Source organism: Celeribacter baekdonensis (assembly GCF_900102315.1).
GTDB lineage: Bacteria > Pseudomonadota > Alphaproteobacteria > Rhodobacterales > Rhodobacteraceae > Celeribacter > Celeribacter baekdonensis.
In genome coordinates this window covers 699,854-719,779 of record NZ_FNBL01000001.1, presented here as the reverse complement: position 1 = coordinate 719,779, position 19,926 = coordinate 699,854, and the positions used below count along the sequence as shown (strand labels likewise).

The following is a 19,926-nucleotide window of genomic DNA, read 5'->3' as shown; positions in this document are numbered from 1 at the left end:
CCTCATCCTTGGAGCTTGCCGCCGATGCGCCGCGCCTCTTACGCCTTGATTTCCTTGATTGCCCTTGCGGCTTGCGAAACTCCCGTGCCGGACAGCGGCTCCGGCGTGGGCTTTAACTCCTATGCGGATTATCAGGCCCAACGTGAGGCCGAGTTGATTGCCAATGGCGATGGGCGTGGTCAAAGCGAAGGCGTGACCACAGGCGCAACCACAGGTCTCGACACTCAGGCGATTTCGGCGGAAGCCACCGCGGCGATTGATGCGGCGGAAAACACGTCCACACCTGTGGGGCCCGCGCCCAAAGCGGTGACCAACGCCATCGGGATTTCTTCGGAAAACAATTTCGATGCGGTTGCTTCCGAGCGTTCGATCGAACAAGACGCCGCCCGTGTCGCGGCCAACAAAGACTCCTATGTGACCATTCAGCCGACTGCCGTGCCGACCCGCCCAACCAAGGATGCGGCCACGATTGTTGAGTTCGCCTTGTCGACCACCAATCGCGTTGGCGAAGCGCTTTATTCACGTCTGATCCCCGGCGCGCAGACCCGTGCGGCACGCGCCTGTGCCAAATACCCGTCGCCCGATCTGGCACAGGAGGATTTCCTGTCCAGTGGCGGGCCGGAACGCAACGCCAAGGGGCTTGATCCCGATGGCGATGGTTTCGCCTGTAGCTGGGACCCCGCGCCCTTCCGTTTGGCTGCGCGTGCGCGCTGATCCGCGATTTGACTGTCGTGCCTGATATCCTTGATCACCCATCACCCAATTTTGGCGAGCGGCGCGGTGGTGTCCGCCCGGATATGGTGGTGTTGCATTACACCGCCATGACCTCCACCGATGCCGCCTTGGAACGGCTCTGTTGCCCGGATCACGACGTGTCCGCCCATTACCTGATTGATGGTCGGGGCGCGATTTTGCGTCTTGTCGATGAGGACAAACGCGCCTGGCACGCGGGGGCGGGGCAATGGGGCCGCGTCACCGATGTGAATTCTCATTCGATCGGCATCGAACTGGCCAGCCCCGGCACAGCGCCCTTTGCCGCTGATCAAATGGACGCGTTGGAGCGGCTTTTGACCGACATCATCGAACGCTGGTTCATGGCGCCCGAACGCGTCATTGGCCATTCCGACATGGCGCCCTCGCGCAAAATCGACCCCGGCCCGCGCTTTGATTGGCGCAGACTGGCGCTCGGCGGCCTGTCCGTCTGGCCGCAAATTTCACTGGATTTTGAGGCCCATGAGGGTGAGTTTTTGCAAGGTCTCGCGGCGTTTGGCTATCCCGATGCGCCGATTGAGGCGCTGTTGCCCGCCTTTCGCGCCCGCTTTCGGCCCAATCATCACGGCCCCCTTGATGCCATAGATATGGCCATGGCGCATGATCTGGCGACACGCTTTCCCGTTGACCCGGACGACTGGCTCGCCTAAGTCGCACAGATACGCGGATGGCTGGATAATCGCGGGCAACGCGTCCTTTCGGGGGCGTTTGCGCGAGGAAAGTCCGGACTCCATCAAGCAACGGTGCCGGGTAACGCCCGGCGGGGGCAACCCTAGGGACAGCGCCACAGAGAACAGACAGCCCTCTCATACGGGGGTCATGGTGAAACGGTGGGGTAAGAGCCCACCGCGGGACTGGCAACAGGACCGGCACGGCAAGCCCCACCGGGAGCAATGCCAAATAGGGACTTCGCGCGGGGACCGTGTGCTTTGCATACCGCCCGCAGGGACGCTTGAGCCCGAGACGTCCGGGTTGGCAGCTTGAGCCTGTTGGTAACAGCAGGCCTAGAGGAATGGTTATCCACGGCGGGTCATACCGCTGAGACAGAATCCGGCTTATAGGCCGTCCGCGTATATTTCTTTCATCTTTTCAAACGGGGCATAGCCGAGATTGGCGCCTTTCGTAGAGAATGGCAGGAACAGCCCTGAGTGATCGACGCTGCATCGGCAATGAACGGCGGTCTTTCGGAGCAGACAGATGGTAATTGCGCAAGAAGCGGGTCGGTCAGCAGTCTCGATCTTGCTAAGCATCTCCCAGTCCTCAACATATGGAGATAGGAATGCTTCTCAACGGAAAGACAATTATCATCACCGGCGCGAGCAGTGGCATTGGAGCCGCCGCCGCCAGAATTTTCGCAGCTGAAGGAGCGAAGCTGGTTCTCGGAGCGCGCCGAGACGAACTGCTTGAGCAAATCACAGAGGACATTTCTGCCAACGGTGGCGAGGCGGCTTTCCTCGCGGGGAACGTCGAGGATGGCGGCTACGCCGAAGCGTTGGTGGCGCTTGCGGAGTCGCGTTTTGGCGGCCTCGACGGCGCTTTCAACAACGCGGGTGTCACGGGAGACATGGGTCCAATCCCCGACATGGCAGACAGCAATTGGCATAAAGTGATGGCAGTCAACCTGAATAGCGGGTTCTATGCGGCCAAATTCCAGATCCCTGCGATGCGCAAACGTGGTGGCGGTTCGATTGTGTTCACCTCCTCATTCGTGGGACACACAATCGGTTTGCCCGGCATGGGGGCCTACGCCGCTGCGAAGGCGGGGCTTATCGGCATGACACAGGTTCTCGCGGTAGAACACGGGCCTGAAAACATCCGCGTGAACGCGCTCCTCCCGGGAGGCACGATGACGCCCATGGCCGGTGATGATGCCGGTTTTCATGACGTCGTGCGCGGTTTCCACGCGCTCAAGCGCATGGCAGAGCCGTCCGAAATTGCTAACGCAGCCTTGTTTTTGCTTTCCGATCACGCGTCTTTCGTGACCGGCAGCGCCATGATCGCCGATGGGGGAAACTCCATAAATAAACTGTAGAACGATAAACCGGACACCGGCAAACAAACAGCCAGTGTCCGGTTTGTCCGCTGAGGTGAATTCCGTGCAACCTGTTGCGAAGGTCCGAAATCCCCCGAGCAGACGAGATAAGGCAGCGGGATTATGATCTTAAATTTAAGATTATATGATAGCAAAACACTTTAGAAACTGATTTCCAAATAGACCAACGCCCTCCCGTGCGGGTGCCGCCCACTGGATCTTACCACTGGGTCTTAACGCGCAAAACTCCAGTTGTTGGGGGGATGGCGGCATTCTCCCCGTTGGCACAAAGGATTTTTGCGCGCAGTATGAGTTTGAGAGAAATCTATAAGGGAGTGTCCCAATGAGTTTTGTACGGACTTTGACAACTTTGGCGATCGGCTTTGCCGCGGCAAAAGGCGTGGAGAAAGTGAAAAAGATGGGCGGGATGGATGGCGTGCGCGAAGCCATGCGTCAATCCGGCAATCCCGGCAGTGTGGCCGATCAAATGGGCCAGATGGCTGAGAAATTCGGCTTTCCGGGCGGCTCTGCTGCGGTGCGTGACATGATGGGCAAATTTGGCAACCAAGCCGCCGATATGTCCGAGGCGACCGAAGCCGGGCTTGGATCATTGTTCTCGGCGATGAGCGGGGCGGCGGCCTCTGGCGCGGCTTCGATGACCGATATGTTTGCCTCGGTGACACAGGGCACGCCGGTCGGCGCGGCTTCTGAAGAAAACGCCAAGCTGATGATCCGGGCGATGATCATGGCGGCCAAGGCGGACGGCGAAATTGACGCCGAAGAGCGCACCAAAATTCTGGATCAACTCAAAGACGCCTCGGACGAAGAAATCGCCTTTGTGCAGGCGGAATTGGACGCGCCTGTTGATCCGATGGCGCTGGCCAAGGATGCGGGCACCTCTGCGAGCGCTCAGGTCTATGCCGCAGCCCTGATGGCCATCTCTGTCGACACCGAGGCGGAAAAGACGTTTTTGATGGGTCTCGCGCAATCCTTGATGATGGACCCGGCGAAACAGGCGGAAATCCATCAGTCGATGGGCAAACCGGTTTTGTAAGCTGAGACTTTGAGGCGAAAGGGCGGTTTTCGGGCCGCCCTTTTGGGGGCTGTTGACCGTCAGATGATTTTGATCTCCGCGTGGCAAACTGAGCCAAAATGGGACGTTGGACGGTGGTACGAGATGCGTCGGCTGGATCAAAGGCGCCCACGCCTCCCCTTAGTGCTAAGGTAGGCGATAGACCTCGACCTCGCGCTCGCAGGTTGGGTCAATGGTTCTTCGGTCAAAAACCATACCGAGCTTTTGCATGATGCGCGCCGACGCTCCGTTCCCGATTTGATAAATGCTCACAATGTCCGTGATGCCCAATTCATTCACGCCGAACGAAAGAGCGGCAGATGCGGCTTCGCTTGCGTAACCTTTCCCCCAGCTTGGCTTGGAAAACCTCCAGCCAATTTCAATGGACGGCAGGACTTCCGGTAAAAAACCCGGCCAAGACAAGCCCGTAAATCCAATCAAACCACCGGTCTGCTTGGATTCAACCGCAAACAACCCGAAGCCTCGCTCGGTCCACTCTCTCTCAAACGACCCAATGTATCGCGCCGCATCGTCTGGGGTCCGGGTTGAGCCATTTCCAATGTAACGCATGACCTCAGGGTCGCCGCACATTGCCGCGAAGGGCGCGTGATCCTCAGGCTTCCAGCCCCTTAGCAGTAGCCGCTCGGTATTGATCTCGTGCCGTGTCATGCCAAGCCTTTAGCACATCGGCTGACGGCAGAAAAGTTTCGCACAGCCGACCTTCGTGGATCTTGCGTTAAAGGTCGGCTTGGGTCAGACATGCGTGACGTTGAGCCCAACATTGCGCGACGCGGTGCTCGCGCTCTCAGGCGGCAGCCATCTGTGCATTCCGGCTTTCTTGGCGGAGCAAATAAAACGATGCCGACAGGATCATCAGTGACCCGATCCACATCGACCCCGGCGGGACAAAGCCAAAGGCGGCAACCCCCAACACCACATTGAGCGGCAATTTGAGGTGGTCAAACGGTTGAAGATAGGCGGCATCGGCGATGGAATAGGCCTTGGCAATCGCATATTGCGCCATGGCGGTCAAAACCCCCGCCAGCAACACGATCCCACCCGACAGGCCAAGATCAAGCGCAATGCCGTCACCCAAAGCGAGGCCGAAATTCACCGGTGTCAGCAAGAGCAACAGATAGACGGTGAGGCTTTCGGGCGTCTCGGTCCGGGTCATGCGTTTGGTCAACAATGAGGTCAGCGCCCAAAACGCCGCAGCGCCCACCGGGTAGAGCGCGTAGATCGAAAAGCGTTCGGACCAGGGCGCGAGGATGATCATCCCGCCCACGAACCCCAAGGTGACGGCCAACCAGCGCGCCAAACTGGTGTCTTCGCGCAGAATGAGGCCCGCGCCCAAGGTGACAAAAAACGGCGAGAGCATGATCAAGGCGATGGCCTGCCAGATCGGCACATGCGCCAGCCCGGCGATCCAAAGCTGGACTCCGATGGTGGCCGCCGCCACCCGCATCAAATGTGACCACAGGCTGTTGGTGGCCATGGCACGCAGCCCGTGGCGGATCACCCATGGGGCGGAAAACAGCAAGGCGATGAAATATTGCCAAAACGCCAGACGTGCGGAGGGCACGCCCTGCATCATCGTGACATATTGGGTGAGGGTGTTGATCACGGCAAACAAAGCGCCTGCGAGGATCATCAAAAGCGCACCGGCGCGCGCGGGGCCGAGCGTGGCCCAAAGGCCGGAGGGGGAACGAGTCATGTGGCGTGTCCTTTTTCGTTGCCGCACATAACTCAAGGCACAGAAGGACATGGGGCAGGGGCCAAAAGCCCCCATCCCGCATCCAACTCTCTTTCATCCGGACTATACCGTCGGCCCCGGAGTCACACCGGATCTGCTGTCCCAGGGCGCCTCTGTAAAGGTGCCCGTGGCGCTCGCGGGCTTACATCAACGCCTGCGCGTCGTTGCTTACCGCCGGTGGGGAATCTCACCCCGCCCTGAGAGGTTTTGCGGTCCCAATGACCGCGACGCGTAAGCTATGCACAGCGCGGCATCGGCGCAAGTGTCAGACGTGCAGGGGCATTGTGCGAGAAAAGGAATGGACGGCACATGTGGTTTTTTGGCAAAACCCGACCGAACACCATTGACTCGGGGCCGCAAGGGCTTAAAAGGCGGGCTTCAAGGATTCCACGGGTCGGCCCGGACGCCCCCGTTGCATGAGATAACTGGAGTATTCAAAATGGCGAAGCCGACGACGATCAAAATCCGTCTCAACTCGACCGCGGACACGGGCCACTTTTACGTGACCAAAAAGAATGCCCGCACCATGACCGAAAAGATGGTCGTAAAAAAATACGACCCGGTCGCGCGTAAGCACGTCGAGTACAAAGAAGGCAAAATCAAGTAAGCCCTTCCGAAGACACCGAAATGCAAAACCCGCGCGACCCGAGAGACGGTCACGCGGGTTTTCTTTTTCAACATCCCCCCGCCTGACTGCCTCACCCCCTGATCCCCAGAGATCCCCATAGAGAGACCCTGAGAGATCACCGTTTGCCGCCAAGCGCGGCCCACAGGAGAGGCCTGAGATATGTTAGAGTGTGATCCATTAGATGAGAGACCATCGAGCCTGAGCGAGGCTTTGGCGGTGATGGACCGGCGGCCTGAGCTGCCACCCTTTGTGATGCGCCAAGCGATGCCGGCGGACACGATGCAGATTGACGATTTGTTCCGCGCCTCTTACGGCGAGTTGCTCAGAGCCGACTATTCCGAAGCGATTTTGGCAAAGGTTTTGCCGCCCCTCTTGGTGACCTCGCCACGGCTTTTGAACAGCGGCACGTTCTTTGTCGCTGAAACCGGCGGCGGCGATCTGATTGCGGCGGGGGGATGGACCCAGGCCAGCCCCTTTGGCGGTGTTGGCCCGCGCGAGATCGGCCATATGCGGCGCGTGGCGGTGCATCCCGATTATGTCCGGCGTGGGGTTGGCAGCGTGGTCTTGGATCACGTTCTGGCCAATGCGCAGCGCACCGGCGTGACGCGGATGTGTTGCCTCTCCACCCTGACGGCCCAACCGTTTTATGAGGCGCATGGCTTTGCCATGTCTGGTGATGTCGATCTGATGCTGCGGCCCGGTGTGGCCCTGCCAGCGGTACAGATGGCGCGGGATTTGATCGCGTAAGCTGACATGTTTAGAGACATAAAAAGGGCCGGTCACAGTGACCGGCCCTTTGGCATTTCAAGTCCGTCTGCGGATCAATCGCGGTTGCCCAGGAATTGCAGCAGGAACATGAACAGGTTGATGAAGTCGAGGTAGAGGTTCAGCGCGCCCATGATGGCCGATTTCGCCAACCACTCACCGTCCATCGCATGCGCATGGGCGATATAGTCGGTTTTGATTCTTTGTGTGTCATAGGCGGTCAGGCCCGCAAAGATCAAAACACCAATGCCAGAGATCGCGAACTCAAGCCCGGAAGATTTGAGGAAGATGTTCACAACAGAGGCGATCAAAAGGCCGATCACCCCCATGATGAGGAACGATCCCCAAGCCGAGATGTCTTTTTTGGTGGTGTAGCCCCAAAGCGACAGACCGGCAAAGGCTGCGGAGGTCACAAGGAAGGTCTGCGCGATGGAAGCGCCGGTGAAGACCAAAAAGATCGAGCTGAGCGACAGGCCCATCAAAGCGGCATAGGCATAGAAATAGGTTTGGGTCGCGGCGGCGGAGAGGCGGGACACCACGGCACCAAAGCCAAACACCATCGCCAGCGGCGCAAACATCACCACCCATTTCAGCGGGGAGGCGTAAAGCGCATAGCCAAGGCTGGTGAGATATTCGCCATCCTTCACCATATATTCGGTCGGGGTGGCGCTCACCGCGAGGTTGGACAGCGCCCAAGCGGCCAAAGCGGTGACCAAAAGGCCCACCGACATGGTGCCGTATACTTTGTTCATATGGGTGCGAAGACCCGCGTCCACCTCAGCAGAGCGGGCACCTGCGCCTGCGTGGACCGTTCTGTAGTCAGCCATGGACTGTACTCCTGTGCGTCAAAATCACTACGCCCCGAAAAATTCGGGATTTCCTCTCTGATATTGGCAGTTTGGGAGGGGATTTCAAGCTCATGCGGGTCACAATCAGCGTGTTTCTTTTTGGCCCCTATTAATATGTGTCGTGAGGCGAAAAAAATCAAAAAACCGCGACACTTTTAGATGTCGCGGTTCAAATGGGGGTGGGGCAGGGGCGCTGGCCCGGAGTCTGGCCTGTTTGTCGCATGATCGAACGGCTGTTCAGCGCATCCAATGGCGTGGCGCATCCCAAAGCGGACGCTCTGCCTCGCGCAGGGCCTCAAAACGGGTCAGGCCAATGTCGTCAAGCAAAGCATCATCCAATTGTGCCAAGCTGCGGCGTTGTTTTGAGAGGGCCATGGCAGCGCGCAGGCGAGAGAAAAAGGACGGTGCGCGGCGTGCGCCCGTGGTGCAGGTCGGGGCCAGAGTTTGAGCTTTCGCGAACATCGTCAATCCTTTCTAAATGGTGAACTATGCTGGGCGTGGAATCATTTTCCTTGATCTGTATCGCTGATCATGCTCAACAAATAAAATGAATGCTTGTTGCGAAATAGATCACAGGAATTGATATGGCCCGTAATCTCGACATCACCGCCCTGCGCTCCTTTGTCGCCGTTGCCGATTGCGGCGGCGTGACCCGTGCGGCAGGCTATCTCAATCTGACGCAATCGGCAGTGTCGATGCAGCTCAAACGGCTGGAGGAAAGCCTCGATTCCCATCTGTTGGATCGTTCGGCCCGGACCATCGCGCTGACCGCGTCGGGCGAACAGCTTTTGTCCTATGCGCGGCGGATGTTGGAACTCAATGATGAGGTCTATGGCCGTCTCACTGCGCAGGAATACGAGGGCGAGATCGTCCTCGGCGTGCCCCATGATATCGTCTACCCGTCGATCCCACAGGTGTTGCAACAGTTTCACGCCAATTTTCCGCGGATGCGGGTCAATCTTGTCTCCTCCTACACGCTCAAACTGAAAGAGATGTTTGCGCGCGGCGAGGCGGATTTGATCATGACCACCGAAGACGGGTTGGATGCGGGCGGCGAAACCATTGCCGAACTGCCTTTGGTCTGGATCGGGGCAATTGGCGGTAGTGCTTGGCGGCAACGGCCACTGCGTCTGGCGTTTGAGCACAAATGCGTGTTCCGCAAGGGCGTTCAGGAGGCGTTGGATCGGGCGGGCATTCCGTGGGAAATGGGCATTGAAAGCGATCAAACCCGCACGATCGAGGCCTCCGTGTCCGCCGATCTTGCGGTGCATGCGATCTTGGAAGGCTCGACCCCGCCGCAGACGGAGCCGATTCATCATGGCGGGGCGCTGCCGGAACTGGCCCATAAAAAGATCAACCTCTACGCCTCTGATCTGATGAAGGGCGAGGCGGAGACCACCCTGCGCGATTTGATCCGCAACGCCTATAACTACCGCATAGGGGCGCGGCTCGCGGCACAGTGAATGCGCCTTGCGCCTCAGGGCGTGACGATCACCTTGCCCGTGGCCTGACGGGATCGGATCAGATCCATCGCGTCGTCCACCCGTGAGAGCGGCAAGCGATTTGAAATATGCGGCGTGATCTCGCCGCGCGCGGCCCAGTCGAACAACTGGCTCAGCGAGGCCAAAAACGGCGCGGGTTTAAAACCCAAATAGGCGCCCCAGTAAAAGCCGATCAGCGTGATGTTTTTCACCAGCATGTGATTGGGTTTGATCTGGGGCAGTCCGCCGCCGGCAAACCCGATCAAAAGAATGCGCCCATCCGGGTTGGTGGCGCGAAAACAGGCCTCATACAAGTCCCCTCCGACCGCGTCATAGACCACATCGGCACCGCCAAGCGCCTTGATCTGGTCGCGGATGTCGCCCGCCTCAGCGTCGATCAGATGATCGGCTCCGGCTCTTTGCGCCACGGCCAATTTATCCGCTCCGCGCGCGATGGCGATCACCTCCGCGCCCATCCGTTTGCCAATCTCCACCGCCGTCAACCCCACACCCCCCGCCGCCCCGGTGACGACCAACCGTTCGCCGGGCATCAGCCGGGCCTTATAGCTCAGCGCCATATGCGACGTGCCATAGGCGATTTGCAGCGCCGCTGCGGTGTCATAGCCAAGGCCGTCGGGGATTGGCACACAGCGGGAGGCGGAAAAGTTCCCAAAGGTCGCAAGCCCGCCCTGACCGGAAAACACCGCCACGCGCTGCCCAAGTGCGAGGTCTGTGACCTCCTTGCCAAGCGCCACCACCTCACCGGCCAACTCCAACCCGAGGGTAAAGGGCGGTGTCGGCGTGTCCTGATAGGTGCCTTTGCACATCAATGTGTCGGCAAAATTGAGGGCGCTTGCATGGATTTTGACCTGCACTTGATCCGCGTCAGGGGAGCCCAGAGGCATCTCTTTTAGCTCGGGTGGCAGATCAAACGCGGTAACGCGGTATGCTTTGGTTGTTTGTGTCATGGCGCGATTTTGGCCTGTCTGGCGTGACCTGTCTATGCGATTTAGGGCCTGTGCGAGTCGCATTTGCCTCTCTTTACAGGGCGGATACGGTGCGGGGGGAGGCCAGTGGGGCGGGAGGTGCAATTTGCAAAATGCAACAAGTGATCAAAAAACACGCGCAGGTTTAGTAAGTGTCTTGCTGACAATCATCTGATTTAGCGGTATTTTACCAAGGTCAATAGTTATATGTCTTTTATAATCAGTGGCTTAATCTGTATGTTTCCAATCCTATCCAAAAAGACAGGTTGAGCGAAAGGCTCAAGCCTAAGAAACGTGCTATACACGCATAGGTTATTGCGCGCAGCACGAACAAGGAGCGGTTAGTATGAAACATCCCGTGGACGTCCACGTGGGCAAGCGGATTCGCCATCGTCGATGGATGGTTGGTATGACGCAGCAACAGCTTGCAGAAAAAGTTGGAATCAAATTCCAGCAAATTCAAAAATACGAAACGGGCATGAACCGTGTGTCCGCATCCCGTTTGTGGGATATTGCGGAATCTCTTGGGGTTCCGGTCGCGTTTTTCTTTGATGGCATGGAGGCACATGTGCGCGATATGAAAGATGCGGTCGCCGCGCAAGACGCTGTTCCCGCCGATATTCTGGCAGACAAAGAGGCGCTTGAACTGGTGCGCTCTTATTATGCGATCCCAGAAAACCAACGTCGTCGTTTGTTTGAACTGGCGCGGGTTCTGTCCGACGTTGCCTAAGCTTTGATCTGCGCAAAGCCAGGTGCACACGAAGTGGTGTGTGTGGCCTTCATGACAGCCCCCAAATGATCGGCCCCCTTGCCTCAGTGGCAATTGGGGCCGTTTTTTTACGCCTTATCTTGTGGCAGCGGGGCGGGTTTTGCCCTGGGTCATCGGGCTTTTGCGTCCTGTTGCTTGACCTGACTTGGCCAAGCGGCTACCGCCAAGATCACAGCCTCAAATCTAAAGTCAAAAACCTTTAATCCCGATGCCAAGGAGAAGATGATGAGCGATGTCACAGCCAAATTGGGACAGCCTCTGAGCGAGACAGACCGCGCAGAGATCATCGCCACGGCCCATGCCGCAGCCGAGGTGGCACGAGAGGTGACGCTCACATATTTTCGCGGCACGGCCCTTGATACAACCTCCAAAAAAGACGCGGGCTTTGATCCGGTGACCGTGGCCGACCGGGGGTCGGAACGGGCCATGCGCGCGCTGATCGAGGACCGCCGCCCGCAAGACGGGATCATGGGCGAAGAATTCGGCCCCAAAGCGGGCACATCCGGGTTGACCTGGGTCTTGGACCCGATTGATGGCACCCGTGGATTTATTTCCGGCACACCGACATGGGGCGTGTTGATCGCGCTGCGCGATGCCGATCAAGCGTTGTTTGGCATCATTGATCAGCCCTATATCGGCGAGCGGTTCGTGGGCGGCTTTGGCCTGTCTGAAATGACCGGCCCGCATGGCACACGGGCCTTGGGCGTGCGTCGCGGCGTCTCTCTCGATGAGGCGGTGATTTTTTCGACCTTCCCCGAAGTCGGTTCCGAGGTCGAAGGGCACGCCTTTCACGATCTGGCCGGGCGCTGCAAGCTCACCCGCTACGGCATGGATTGCTATGCCTACGCGCTTTTGGCCGCGGGTCAGATTGATCTGGTGGTCGAGGCCGGGTTGCAATCCTATGACATTCTTGCGCCATTGGCGGTGATCGAAGCCGCAGGTGGCATTGTCACCGATTGGCAGGGCAGGCCGGTGCTTGAGGGCGGGCGGGTTTTGGCCGCGGCCAGCAAAGAGTTGCATGACGCGGCTTTGGCGGTACTGTCGACCTATTGACCCATCTTTGAGGCTCCAAAATGCACCGCTGTTTTCTGATCCGTAATGCCGATGTCATTCTCACCATGGATGACGGGCGACAGGAGATCAAAGGCGGCGATATTTTGGTCCGCGATGGTGTGATCGAAGCGGTCGGGCAGGGGCTCTATGACGATGATGCCCAAATCGTCGATGGTCGGGGCTGTCTGGTCACGCCGGGGCTGATCAACACGCATCACCACCTCTACCAAACGCTGACCCGTGCCGTGCCCGGTGCGCAAGACGCGCTGTTGTTTGGCTGGCTCAAAACGCTCTATCCGATCTGGGCCAAATTCGGCCCCGACCATATGCGGGTTTCGGCCATGGTCGGTCTGGCGGAATTGGCACTTTCGGGCTGTTCCACCACCTCTGATCACCTCTATCTTTACCCCAACGGTGCGCGGCTCGACGATACGATTGATGCCGCCAAAGCCATCGGCCTGCGGCTTCACGCCACGCGCGGGGGCATGTCGATTGGCGAAAGCGCCGGGGGCTTGCCGCCCGACAGTTTGGTCGAGCGCGAAGAGGATATTCTCAACGATTGCATCCGTGTCATTGACGCGTTTCACGATCCAAATCCCGGTGCGATGATCCGGGTTGGCGTCGCCCCCTGTTCGCCTTTTTCGGTGTCGCGCGACTTGATGCGCGATGCGGCGATCCTGGCGCGGGACAAGGGCGTGATGATGCACACGCATCTGGCCGAAAACGACGAAGACATCGCCTATTCTCTGGAAAAATTCGGCTGTCGCCCCGGTCAATATGCCGAAGATCTGGGCTGGACCGGCCCGGATGTGTGGCACGCCCATTGCGTCAAACTGGATGTGAGCGAGATCGAGCTTTTCGCCAAAACCGGCACCGGCGTCGCCCATTGCCCCTGTTCCAATTGCCGGCTTGGGTCTGGCGTGGCCCCGGTGCGCGCCATGCGCGATGCGGGGGTGAATGTCGGGCTTGGCGTTGATGGCTCGGCCTCGAATGACATCGGCAATCTGGTGGCAGAGGCGCGCATGGCGATGTTGTTGCAACGTGTCACCTATGGTGCCGATAAAATGAGCCCGCGCGAGGCCTTGGAGATTGCAACGCGCGGCGGGGCCAAGGTTTTGGGCCGCGATGACATTGGTCAGCTTGCCCCCGGACTGCGCGCCGATATTGCAATCTGGGACATGTCCGATGTCGAGGCATCCGGCAGTTGGGACCCGGCGGCGCTGTTGCTGGCGGGGCCGATGGTGGTGAAACATCTGTTCGTGGAAGGTCGGCATGTGGTGTCTGACAGTTGGATCACCACAATCAACATGGAGACGACGCTTGCGTCACAGGCGCGGCTTTTGAAGGGGTTGATGGACGGGTGAGGACGCCTGTGCAAGACGAGGGAGCGAGACCATGAGGCAACGCACAACGGCCTGTGCCATCACCGCGGCCTTGATATTAACGGCCTGCGGCCCAGAAACCGGCGCCGGGTTCGATCACGTCACTCCCGTGCCGAGCGAAAATGCCGCAATACAGACCCTGCGCGGGAGTGTCGTGACCGGGGCTGAGGTGGTCAGCCTGATCAACGCCGAACGCACCAAACACGGGCGCGCGGCCCTGACCCTCAATGCCAAGCTGGCGGTGGCCGCACAACGACATGCCGATGATCTTGTGGCGCAAAATTACTTTTCCCACACGGGCAAAAACGGGTCCTCTGTGGGTGATCGTGTGACGGCGGTGGGGTATCGCCATTGTCTCGTGGCCGAAAACCTCTCGGCGCAGTATCCGACGATCCAACAGGCCGTCATGGGGTGGATGACCTCCTCCGGGCATCGCAAAAACATCCTGCTCAAGCAGGCGCAGAGCGTCGGTGTTGGCGTCAGTGACAACATGACCATCGTTGCCGTCTTTGCGAGAGGATGTTGACCGCCATTGCATGATACCGTTCAAAACCTAATCAAATTGCACATGAGTGTTGAGTATGCGCCGAAAATCCGCCCTTAAACCGTCACTTTTTCCTTTGAAAAAGACAATAGGTTCTAAGGGGAGAGCGATGATGAGCATTATTCGCGGTTTGATCGTGTTTGCGATTGCTGTTGGCGGGTTGGGCGGTATGGCCCATGCGGCGGATGTGCGCCCGATGCCAAAGGCGACGGTGACGATTGCGGTGGAGCAGCCAAAGGAGACCGCCCGCGCGCTGATCGCAGCGATCAATGCCCAAAGACGAGCGCATGGGTTGGCCAAGCTGAAGGTGAACACAGCGTTGACCCATGCTGCCCAAGCCCATGCGGACGATCTGACCCGGCGCAACTATTTCGGCCACACGTCGCCTGAGGGGCTTGGGCCGCGCGAGCGCGTGTTGCAGGCCGGGTATCAAAGCTGTCTGGCAGGCGAAACCCTTTCCTACAGTTGGAAAACCGTCGAACAGGCCATGGCCGGATGGATGACGTCCGACGGCCACCGCCGCATTGTTTTGAACACCCAAGTCAAAGACATCGGCATTGGCATCGGGCCAAACAATTTATTCGTCGCAGTGTTTGCCAAGGGCTGCCGCTGAGGCCCAAGGTCAAGCCGCGACCTCAAACCGCGACCTCAAACCACGGTGTCAAACCGCGATCTCAAACCGCGACCCTGTGGCCCATCACATAGGTGGCGATGATCGCGCGGTCATCGCCCATCATGATGGTCGGAAACACCTCTTCCCAAATTGTTTCGGCCCGGATCGCGCGCTGGGCAATCGCGGGGGTGGAGGCCAGATCCAACACCGTGAAATCCGCCTCCATCCCCGGCGCAATCGAACCAATCCGATCTTGCATATGCAACGCATGAGCCGAGCCATAGGTGGCCAGCCACAAAAGCTGTGCCGGGTGCAGCGCCGTATGGGTCAACTGGCCGATTTCATAAGCGGCGGCCATGGTGCGCAGCATTGAAAACGACGATCCACCGCCGGTGTCGGTGGCAAGACCCACGCGCTGCCCCTCCGCCTTGCGCGCGCCCATGTCAAACAGGCCCGAACCGATAAAGGTGTTCGAGGTCGGACAATGGATCAGCGAACAATCATTGGCCCGCAGGTGATCCATCTCGCGCGGTTCCAAATGGATCGCATGACCAAAAAGCGCCCCTTCGCGGACCAATCCGAACTGCTCATAGGTGTCCAGATAATCGCGCGCAGTGGGATACAGCCCTTTGACCCATTCGATTTCGTCCAATTGCTCGGACAGATGGGTTTGCATCAAACAGGACGGGTGCTCTGCCCATAATGTGCCAAGGGCCTCCAACTGCTCCGGTGTCGAGGTTGGTGAAAACCGGGGCGTGATCGCATAGGTGGCGCGCCCGCGTTTATGCCAGCGCTCCAACAAGGCCTTGCTGTCGTCATAGGCGGATTGGGCGGTGTCGCGCAGACCCAAAGGTGCGGTGTCGCGGTCCATACAGGTCTTGCCCGCCACGATCCGCATTCCGCGCGCCTCGGCCGCCTCAAACAGCGCCTCAACAGAGCCGGGATGAATGGTGCAAAACGAGGTCACCGTGGTGGTGCCATTGGCCAAAAGTAAATCCAGATAGCGCCCGGCAATGTCATCGGCATAGGCCCGATCCGCGAATTTCATCTCTTCGGGAAAGGTGTAGCTGTTGAGCCAGTCAATCAACCGCTTGCCCCAACTCGCGATCATCGCGGTTTGCGGATAATGGGCATGGGCGTCAATAAATCCGGGCGCAATCAAACCCGGACCATGGTCATGAAACACCGCGTCGGGGTGTTTGGCACGCATGTGATTGCGTCCGCCGACAGAGACCACTTTGCCGTCCCGGATCAAAATCGCGCCGTCTGACTGAATCTGAACGGCTTCTTGCGCGGGGATGACAAACGGGTCGCCTGTAAATTGGACAACCTGACCGGCGATGAGTGTTTCCATGGGAACCTGCTTTGGTAAAAGACGTGTAACGTTGGAAACAGATTAAGCACGCAGATCAGGGAGGTAAATCAATCTTGCCTCTGTTTCTCTTGGGCAAGCTGCCTTAAAGTCCCCCGTGACGAACAAGCGGGCAGGATATGAGCGAAGATCAGCAGGACATCACCGAAGAGGCGGAGGTCGAAGAGGCCGAAGAGGATGGATATTCGCTGAGCGCGCGTGTGCTCAGTTCAATCCTCTTTGCCGTCGATACAGGCAATCGGACCAAGCTGATTGAACTGATGGAACCGCTGCACGCGGCCGACATCGCCGACTTGCTCGAACAGGTCAACGCCTTTGACCGGCGGCGGCTGATTCTGCTCTATGGTGCTGAGTTTGACGGTGATATTCTCTCAGAACTCGACGAAGGCATCCGCGACGAGGTGATCCACGTCCTGCGGCCCGAAGTGTTGGCCGAAGCCGTCCGCGAACTTGAATCCGATGACGTGGTCGACCTGATCGAAGACCTCGATGAGGAATCGCAAGAGGCGATTCTGTCCTCTCTTGAGGATGCTGATCGGGTTGCCGTCGAAAAATCCCTGTCCTACCCGGAATTCTCCGCCGGTCGTTTGATGCAGCGCGAGGTCGTGATGGGCCCGGAGCATTGGACCGTGGGCGAGGCGATTGATTTCATGCGCGAGGCCGAGGAACTGCCGGAAGATTTCTACCACATGGTGCTGATTGATCCAAAACTGCATCCTGTGGGCCATGTCACCCTTGGCAAAATCCTTGGGGCACCGCGCAAGCAACCTTTGGTCGAGCTTTTGGAGCCGGGATTTCGCACCTTTCGCGTCGATGAAAGCGAAACCGATGTGGCCTATGCGTTCAACCAGTATCATATGATCGCGGCTCCCGTGGTGGACGAGGACGACCGGGTGGTCGGCGTGATCACCATTGATGACGCGATGAACGTGTTGGACGAAGAGCACGAAGAGGACATCATGCGTCTCGCCGGTGTTGGTGAAGGCTCTTTGGCCGACCGGGTGTTTGACACGGTGAAACAACGCCTGCCGTGGTTGGCGGTCAACCTTGTCACCGCGATCATGGCGTCCTTGGTGATTGCGCAATTCGAAGCGACGATCTCGCAATTTGTGGCCCTTGCTGTGTTGATGCCCATCGTGGCCTCGATGGGTGGCAATGCGGGCACACAGGCACTGACCGTGGCCGTGCGTGCGATTGCCACCCGCGATTTGACCGGCGCGAACGTCTGGCGGGTGATCCGTCGTGAGGTGCTCGTCGGGCTGACCAATGGCATTGTCTTCGCGGTGATCATGGGGGCCGTTGGGGTCGCCTGGTTTGGCTCTCCTGCGCTGGGCGCCGTCATAGGTGCGGCAATGGTGATCAATCTGGTGATCGCGGGACTGGCCGGGATCGGGGTGCCTGTCGTGTTGGAGCGCATCGGGGTTGACCCGGCGCTGGCCTCTGGGGCCTTTGTGACGACCGTGACGGATGTTGTTGGTTTCTTTGCATTTTTAGGTTTGGCGGGTGTGGTTCTTCTGTGACTGTAACGGATGATTTGAAATCGGCTCTGCGCGCGCGGGCGCGGGTGGCCCGCGCCAAGGCGCACAAGACCGGCGGGCTTGCGGCCAGTCAGGCGGCGCAATTGCTTTTGGGTTTTTTGACCCCGTTTCGCGGCCAAGTGATCGCGGGCTATCTGCCGATTGATACGGAGATCGACCCGCGTGCCGTGATGACCGCGCTTGCCCGAACGGGCCCGGTCGCGGTGCCTGTGGTCGAAGCCAAGGCCCAGCCTTTGCGCTTTGATCTATGGACGCCCGATACGGCGATGGTCAAAGGCGCGTTTGGGACACTGACCCCGGAACGCTCCATGCCCGTGACCCCGACTGTTTTGATCGTGCCGATGCTGGCGTTTAGCCGTCATGGCCATCGGCTTGGCTATGGCGGTGGGTTTTATGATCGGACCTTGGCGCAACTGCGCGCGCAGGGGTCGGTCTTTGCCGTCGGTCTGGCGTATGGCGCGCAAGAGGCACCGGATCTTCCGGTCGAAGGCACCGACGCGCCACTGGATGCGATTGTGACCGAGCGCGAAGTTTTAACCTTTTAAGACCTGTTTTGGAGGCTTCCCCCATGCAAATCCCGCACAACCTGTTCAAACGCCGCCTGCGCGAGGGCGGTCAACAATTCGGGGCATGGCACACGATGGGGGGCGGGCAACAGGCCGAACTTTTGGCCGCTGCGGGCTATGATTGGGTGCTGATCGACAGCGAACATGGCGCGATGGAGGTGGCGGATGTGCTGCCGGTGCTGCAAGGGCTTTCGGGCTTTCCCGACTGTGCGCCGGTTGTGCGGATCGCCGAGAATGACACGGCGCTGATCAAACGTCACCTCGATCAAGGCGCGCAGACGCTGATGGTGCCGATGGTGCATTCGGCACAGGCGGCGCGCGCGGCAGTGGCGGCGATGCGCTACGCCCCCGAAGGGCTGCGCGGCATGAATAGCATCACGCGGGCCAGCCGGTTTGGCGCGATTTCTGACTATGTGGCTAAAGCGGCAAGTGAGCTGTGCCTGATCGTGCAAATCGAAAGCCGCGCCGGGATGGACGCGCTGGAAGAGATCGCGGCTGTCCCCGGCGTCGATGCGGTTTTTATCGGTCCGGCCGATCTGGCCGCCGATATGGGATATCCCGGCAATTTGGCGGCACCCGAGGTTGAGGCGGCTGTTTTGGACGGGTTTGCCCGGCTCAAGGCGCTTGATATGCCCTCAGGCATCATCACCCTCGATGAGGCGGCGTTGCGGCGCTATATCGCGGCGGGCTCGCGGTTTACGGCGCTTGGCATTGATGCGGCGTGGTTGATGGCGGCGGCACGGGCCAGTTTGGCACGTTTTCAGGACATTTGAGCGCGCAATGTGAGTATTTCGCTCACGGTAAAGGCGCATCTCTTGCCACATCTCTTGCCAATGGCTGCGCGGGGCCCTAAGCCTTTTTTCCATGAAAATTCTATTTCTCGGAGACATCGTCGGCAGTGCCGGACGCCAAGCTGTTCTTGAGCGGATCGCGAAACTGCGCGTCGATTGGGGCCTCGATTTCATCGTGGTCAATGGCGAAAACGCGACCAATGGCATGGGGCTTTCGGGCGAACATGCCAAGGCGCTGTTGGAGGCGGGCGTCGATTGTTTGACGCTGGGCGATCATTCTTTTGACCAAAAAGACATGATGCAATATTGCGAACGCGACACGCGGATCATTCGGCCGATCAATTTCGCCAAGGCGGCCCCCGGACGTGGTGTGCGGATTTTTGAAGATCGGCGTGGGCGGCGCATTTTGGTGGCGCAGGTTTTGGGGCAAGTGTTTATGAAACGCGCCTTTGATGATCCGTTTTCCGCGTTAGATCAGGTGTTTATGACCCACAAACTGGGCGGCTCGATTCAGGCCGCTTTGATTGATGTCCATTGCGAAGCCACCTCTGAGAAAATGGCGATGGGGCATTTTTGCGATGGCAAGGCCTCGGTCGTTGTCGGCACGCATACCCATGTCTGTACCGGCGATGCGCAGATTTTGCCCGGTGGCACAGCCTATTTGACCGATGCGGGCATGTGTGGCGACTACAATTCGGTGATCGGCATGGACAAGGCGGAGCCGCTGCGCCGGTTTGTGACGGGCATGGCGAAAGGTCGGTTTGAACCAGCCAAAGGCGAGGCGACTTTGTCGGGCGTTTATGTTGAGACCGATGACAAAACCGGGTTGGCCACACGGGTGCGCCAAATCCGCCAAGGCGGGCGGTTGGAGCAAAGCCTCCCGTAAGGGGAAAATTGTTCTGATTTCGGTGGCTTGGCCGCAAGAGTGTTTTGAAACTGCCCTTTATTCGAGCTTGTGAACC

22 protein-coding genes, 1 other RNA gene and 1 riboswitch are annotated in these 19,926 nt (G+C 58.9%); of the genes, 17 read left to right on the top strand and 6 right to left on the bottom strand.

The features are described 5' to 3' along the window. The first annotated feature begins 24 nt into the window (after nt 1–24). The 5 genes from BLT54_RS03610 (at nt 25) to BLT54_RS03590 (ending at nt 3,857) form a co-directional block, all read left to right on the top strand. Nucleotides 25–714, top strand: coding sequence for a hypothetical protein (locus BLT54_RS03610; RefSeq protein ID WP_074641504.1), 690 nt, complete (start codon nt 25–27; stop codon nt 712–714). A gap of 83 nt (nt 715–797) precedes the next feature. Further along, the gene (locus tag BLT54_RS03605; RefSeq protein WP_074641502.1) at nt 798–1,421 is read left to right on the top strand and encodes an N-acetylmuramoyl-L-alanine amidase; all 624 of its coding nucleotides are present in this window, start codon (nt 798–800) and stop codon (nt 1,419–1,421) included. 13 nt (nt 1,422–1,434) lie between these two features. Beyond that, nucleotides 1,435–1,845, top strand: an RNA gene (gene rnpB, locus BLT54_RS03600) — RNase P RNA component class A. A 205-nt stretch (nt 1,846–2,050) separates the two neighbouring features. Beyond that, nucleotides 2,051–2,803 carry an SDR family oxidoreductase gene (locus tag BLT54_RS03595; RefSeq protein ID WP_074641091.1) on the top strand — a complete coding sequence of 251 codons (753 nt, stop codon included), beginning with the start codon at nt 2,051–2,053 and terminating at the stop codon, nt 2,801–2,803. Between the two features lie 343 nt (nt 2,804–3,146). Beyond that, entirely contained in the window at nt 3,147–3,857 is a 711-nt protein-coding gene (locus BLT54_RS03590) for a DUF533 domain-containing protein (RefSeq protein WP_009572869.1), read from the top strand. Nucleotides 3,858–4,022: 165 nt separating this feature from the next. Here BLT54_RS03590 and BLT54_RS03585 read toward each other — a convergent pair whose 3' ends face one another. Both BLT54_RS03585 and BLT54_RS03580 read right to left on the bottom strand, forming a co-directional pair. Beyond that, entirely contained in the window at nt 4,023–4,544 is a 522-nt protein-coding gene (locus BLT54_RS03585) for a GNAT family N-acetyltransferase (RefSeq protein WP_074641089.1), read from the bottom strand. A 136-nt stretch (nt 4,545–4,680) separates the two neighbouring features. After that, nucleotides 4,681–5,589: a DMT family transporter gene (locus BLT54_RS03580; RefSeq protein ID WP_074641087.1), complete on the bottom strand. Its 909-nt coding sequence runs from the start codon at nt 5,587–5,589 to the stop codon at nt 4,681–4,683. Nucleotides 5,590–5,670: 81 nt separating this feature from the next. Then, nucleotides 5,671–5,837, bottom strand: a riboswitch (FMN riboswitch). A gap of 230 nt (nt 5,838–6,067) precedes the next feature. On the opposite strand from BLT54_RS03580, the gene rpmG reads away from it, so the two are divergent. Beyond that, nucleotides 6,068–6,235 (top strand): 50S ribosomal protein L33, encoded by a 168-nt coding sequence (gene rpmG / locus BLT54_RS03575; protein WP_009572866.1) that lies wholly within the window; start codon nt 6,068–6,070, stop codon nt 6,233–6,235. Between the two features lie 180 nt (nt 6,236–6,415). Further along, a complete protein-coding gene (locus BLT54_RS03570; RefSeq protein WP_083351665.1) occupies nt 6,416–7,003 on the top strand; it encodes a GNAT family N-acetyltransferase in 588 nt (195 codons plus the stop codon). A 74-nt stretch (nt 7,004–7,077) separates the two neighbouring features. Here the strand turns inward: BLT54_RS03570 and BLT54_RS03565 are convergent, their stop codons facing one another. Beyond that, on the bottom strand, nt 7,078–7,848 hold the full coding sequence (locus BLT54_RS03565; RefSeq protein WP_074641085.1) for a Bax inhibitor-1/YccA family protein: 771 nt from the start codon (nt 7,846–7,848) through the stop codon (nt 7,078–7,080). A 258-nt stretch (nt 7,849–8,106) separates the two neighbouring features. After that, a complete protein-coding gene (locus tag BLT54_RS03560) occupies nt 8,107–8,331 on the bottom strand; it encodes a DUF1127 domain-containing protein (protein ID WP_009572863.1) in 225 nt (74 codons plus the stop codon). Nucleotides 8,332–8,453: 122 nt separating this feature from the next. Between BLT54_RS03560 and BLT54_RS03555 the strand changes: the two genes are divergently transcribed. Then, nucleotides 8,454–9,332 carry a LysR family transcriptional regulator gene (locus BLT54_RS03555; RefSeq protein WP_074641083.1) on the top strand — a complete coding sequence of 293 codons (879 nt, stop codon included), beginning with the start codon at nt 8,454–8,456 and terminating at the stop codon, nt 9,330–9,332. A gap of 14 nt (nt 9,333–9,346) precedes the next feature. Here BLT54_RS03555 and BLT54_RS03550 read toward each other — a convergent pair whose 3' ends face one another. Next, complete coding sequence (locus BLT54_RS03550) at nt 9,347–10,318, bottom strand: NADPH:quinone oxidoreductase family protein (protein WP_074641081.1); 972 nt, start codon at nt 10,316–10,318, stop codon at nt 9,347–9,349. 364 nt (nt 10,319–10,682) lie between these two features. Here BLT54_RS03550 and BLT54_RS03545 point away from each other — a divergent pair, with 364 nt between their 5' ends. The 5 genes from BLT54_RS03545 to BLT54_RS03525 all read left to right on the top strand — a co-directional run bounded on the left by BLT54_RS03545 (nt 10,683) and on the right by BLT54_RS03525 (nt 14,697). Continuing rightward, nucleotides 10,683–11,066, top strand: coding sequence for a helix-turn-helix domain-containing protein (locus BLT54_RS03545; protein ID WP_009572860.1), 384 nt, complete (start codon nt 10,683–10,685; stop codon nt 11,064–11,066). A 264-nt stretch (nt 11,067–11,330) separates the two neighbouring features. Next, nucleotides 11,331–12,158 carry a histidinol-phosphatase gene (hisN, locus tag BLT54_RS03540; protein WP_074641079.1) on the top strand — a complete coding sequence of 276 codons (828 nt, stop codon included), beginning with the start codon at nt 11,331–11,333 and terminating at the stop codon, nt 12,156–12,158. A 20-nt stretch (nt 12,159–12,178) separates the two neighbouring features. Next, a complete protein-coding gene (locus tag BLT54_RS03535; RefSeq protein WP_074641076.1) occupies nt 12,179–13,522 on the top strand; it encodes an 8-oxoguanine deaminase in 1,344 nt (447 codons plus the stop codon). Nucleotides 13,523–13,553: 31 nt separating this feature from the next. Beyond that, nucleotides 13,554–14,066, top strand: a complete 513-nt coding sequence (locus BLT54_RS03530; protein WP_074641074.1) for a CAP domain-containing protein — start codon at nt 13,554–13,556, stop codon at nt 14,064–14,066. Between the two features lie 127 nt (nt 14,067–14,193). After that, nucleotides 14,194–14,697 carry a CAP domain-containing protein gene (locus tag BLT54_RS03525; protein ID WP_074641072.1) on the top strand — a complete coding sequence of 168 codons (504 nt, stop codon included), beginning with the start codon at nt 14,194–14,196 and terminating at the stop codon, nt 14,695–14,697. Between the two features lie 61 nt (nt 14,698–14,758). Here BLT54_RS03525 and guaD read toward each other — a convergent pair whose 3' ends face one another. Continuing rightward, a complete protein-coding gene (guaD, locus tag BLT54_RS03520) occupies nt 14,759–16,051 on the bottom strand; it encodes a guanine deaminase (RefSeq protein WP_074641070.1) in 1,293 nt (430 codons plus the stop codon). Between the two features lie 137 nt (nt 16,052–16,188). Between guaD and mgtE the strand changes: the two genes are divergently transcribed. The 4 genes from mgtE to BLT54_RS03500 all read left to right on the top strand — a co-directional run bounded on the left by mgtE (nt 16,189) and on the right by BLT54_RS03500 (nt 19,850). After that, nucleotides 16,189–17,589 carry a magnesium transporter gene (gene mgtE, locus BLT54_RS03515; protein WP_074641068.1) on the top strand — a complete coding sequence of 467 codons (1,401 nt, stop codon included), beginning with the start codon at nt 16,189–16,191 and terminating at the stop codon, nt 17,587–17,589. Next, nucleotides 17,586–18,152: a 5-formyltetrahydrofolate cyclo-ligase gene (locus BLT54_RS03510; protein ID WP_074641066.1), complete on the top strand. Its 567-nt coding sequence runs from the start codon at nt 17,586–17,588 to the stop codon at nt 18,150–18,152. Before mgtE ends, BLT54_RS03510 begins: the two co-directional genes overlap by 4 nt. A gap of 23 nt (nt 18,153–18,175) precedes the next feature. Beyond that, entirely contained in the window at nt 18,176–18,946 is a 771-nt protein-coding gene (locus BLT54_RS03505) for an HpcH/HpaI aldolase family protein (RefSeq protein ID WP_074641064.1), read from the top strand. 91 nt (nt 18,947–19,037) lie between these two features. After that, complete coding sequence (locus BLT54_RS03500; RefSeq protein WP_074641062.1) at nt 19,038–19,850, top strand: TIGR00282 family metallophosphoesterase; 813 nt, start codon at nt 19,038–19,040, stop codon at nt 19,848–19,850. Nucleotides 19,851–19,926 lie beyond the last annotated feature (76 nt).

Excerpts from the sequence above, each read along its gene's own strand:
- BLT54_RS03610 (WP_074641504.1), top strand. The coding sequence starts at position 25 with ATGCGCCGCGCCTCTTACGCCTTGATTTCCTTGATTGCCCTTGCGGCT.
- BLT54_RS03605 (WP_074641502.1), top strand. The coding sequence starts at position 798 with ATGGTGGTGTTGCATTACACCGCCATGACCTCCACCGATGCCGCCTTG.
- BLT54_RS03595 (WP_074641091.1), top strand. The coding sequence starts at position 2,051 with ATGCTTCTCAACGGAAAGACAATTATCATCACCGGCGCGAGCAGTGGC.
- BLT54_RS03590 (WP_009572869.1), top strand. The coding sequence starts at position 3,147 with ATGAGTTTTGTACGGACTTTGACAACTTTGGCGATCGGCTTTGCCGCG.
- BLT54_RS03585 (WP_074641089.1), bottom strand. The coding sequence starts at position 4,544 with ATGACACGGCACGAGATCAATACCGAGCGGCTACTGCTAAGGGGCTGG.
- BLT54_RS03580 (WP_074641087.1), bottom strand. The coding sequence starts at position 5,589 with ATGACTCGTTCCCCCTCCGGCCTTTGGGCCACGCTCGGCCCCGCGCGC.
- rpmG (WP_009572866.1), top strand. The coding sequence starts at position 6,068 with ATGGCGAAGCCGACGACGATCAAAATCCGTCTCAACTCGACCGCGGAC.
- BLT54_RS03570 (WP_083351665.1), top strand. The coding sequence starts at position 6,416 with ATGTTAGAGTGTGATCCATTAGATGAGAGACCATCGAGCCTGAGCGAG.
- BLT54_RS03565 (WP_074641085.1), bottom strand. The coding sequence starts at position 7,848 with ATGGCTGACTACAGAACGGTCCACGCAGGCGCAGGTGCCCGCTCTGCT.
- BLT54_RS03560 (WP_009572863.1), bottom strand. The coding sequence starts at position 8,331 with ATGTTCGCGAAAGCTCAAACTCTGGCCCCGACCTGCACCACGGGCGCA.
- BLT54_RS03555 (WP_074641083.1), top strand. The coding sequence starts at position 8,454 with ATGGCCCGTAATCTCGACATCACCGCCCTGCGCTCCTTTGTCGCCGTT.
- BLT54_RS03550 (WP_074641081.1), bottom strand. The coding sequence starts at position 10,318 with ATGACACAAACAACCAAAGCATACCGCGTTACCGCGTTTGATCTGCCA.
- BLT54_RS03545 (WP_009572860.1), top strand. The coding sequence starts at position 10,683 with ATGAAACATCCCGTGGACGTCCACGTGGGCAAGCGGATTCGCCATCGT.
- hisN (WP_074641079.1), top strand. The coding sequence starts at position 11,331 with ATGAGCGATGTCACAGCCAAATTGGGACAGCCTCTGAGCGAGACAGAC.
- BLT54_RS03535 (WP_074641076.1), top strand. The coding sequence starts at position 12,179 with ATGCACCGCTGTTTTCTGATCCGTAATGCCGATGTCATTCTCACCATG.
- BLT54_RS03530 (WP_074641074.1), top strand. The coding sequence starts at position 13,554 with ATGAGGCAACGCACAACGGCCTGTGCCATCACCGCGGCCTTGATATTA.
- BLT54_RS03525 (WP_074641072.1), top strand. The coding sequence starts at position 14,194 with ATGATGAGCATTATTCGCGGTTTGATCGTGTTTGCGATTGCTGTTGGC.
- guaD (WP_074641070.1), bottom strand. The coding sequence starts at position 16,051 with ATGGAAACACTCATCGCCGGTCAGGTTGTCCAATTTACAGGCGACCCG.
- mgtE (WP_074641068.1), top strand. The coding sequence starts at position 16,189 with ATGAGCGAAGATCAGCAGGACATCACCGAAGAGGCGGAGGTCGAAGAG.
- BLT54_RS03505 (WP_074641064.1), top strand. The coding sequence starts at position 18,176 with ATGCAAATCCCGCACAACCTGTTCAAACGCCGCCTGCGCGAGGGCGGT.
- BLT54_RS03500 (WP_074641062.1), top strand. The coding sequence starts at position 19,038 with ATGAAAATTCTATTTCTCGGAGACATCGTCGGCAGTGCCGGACGCCAA.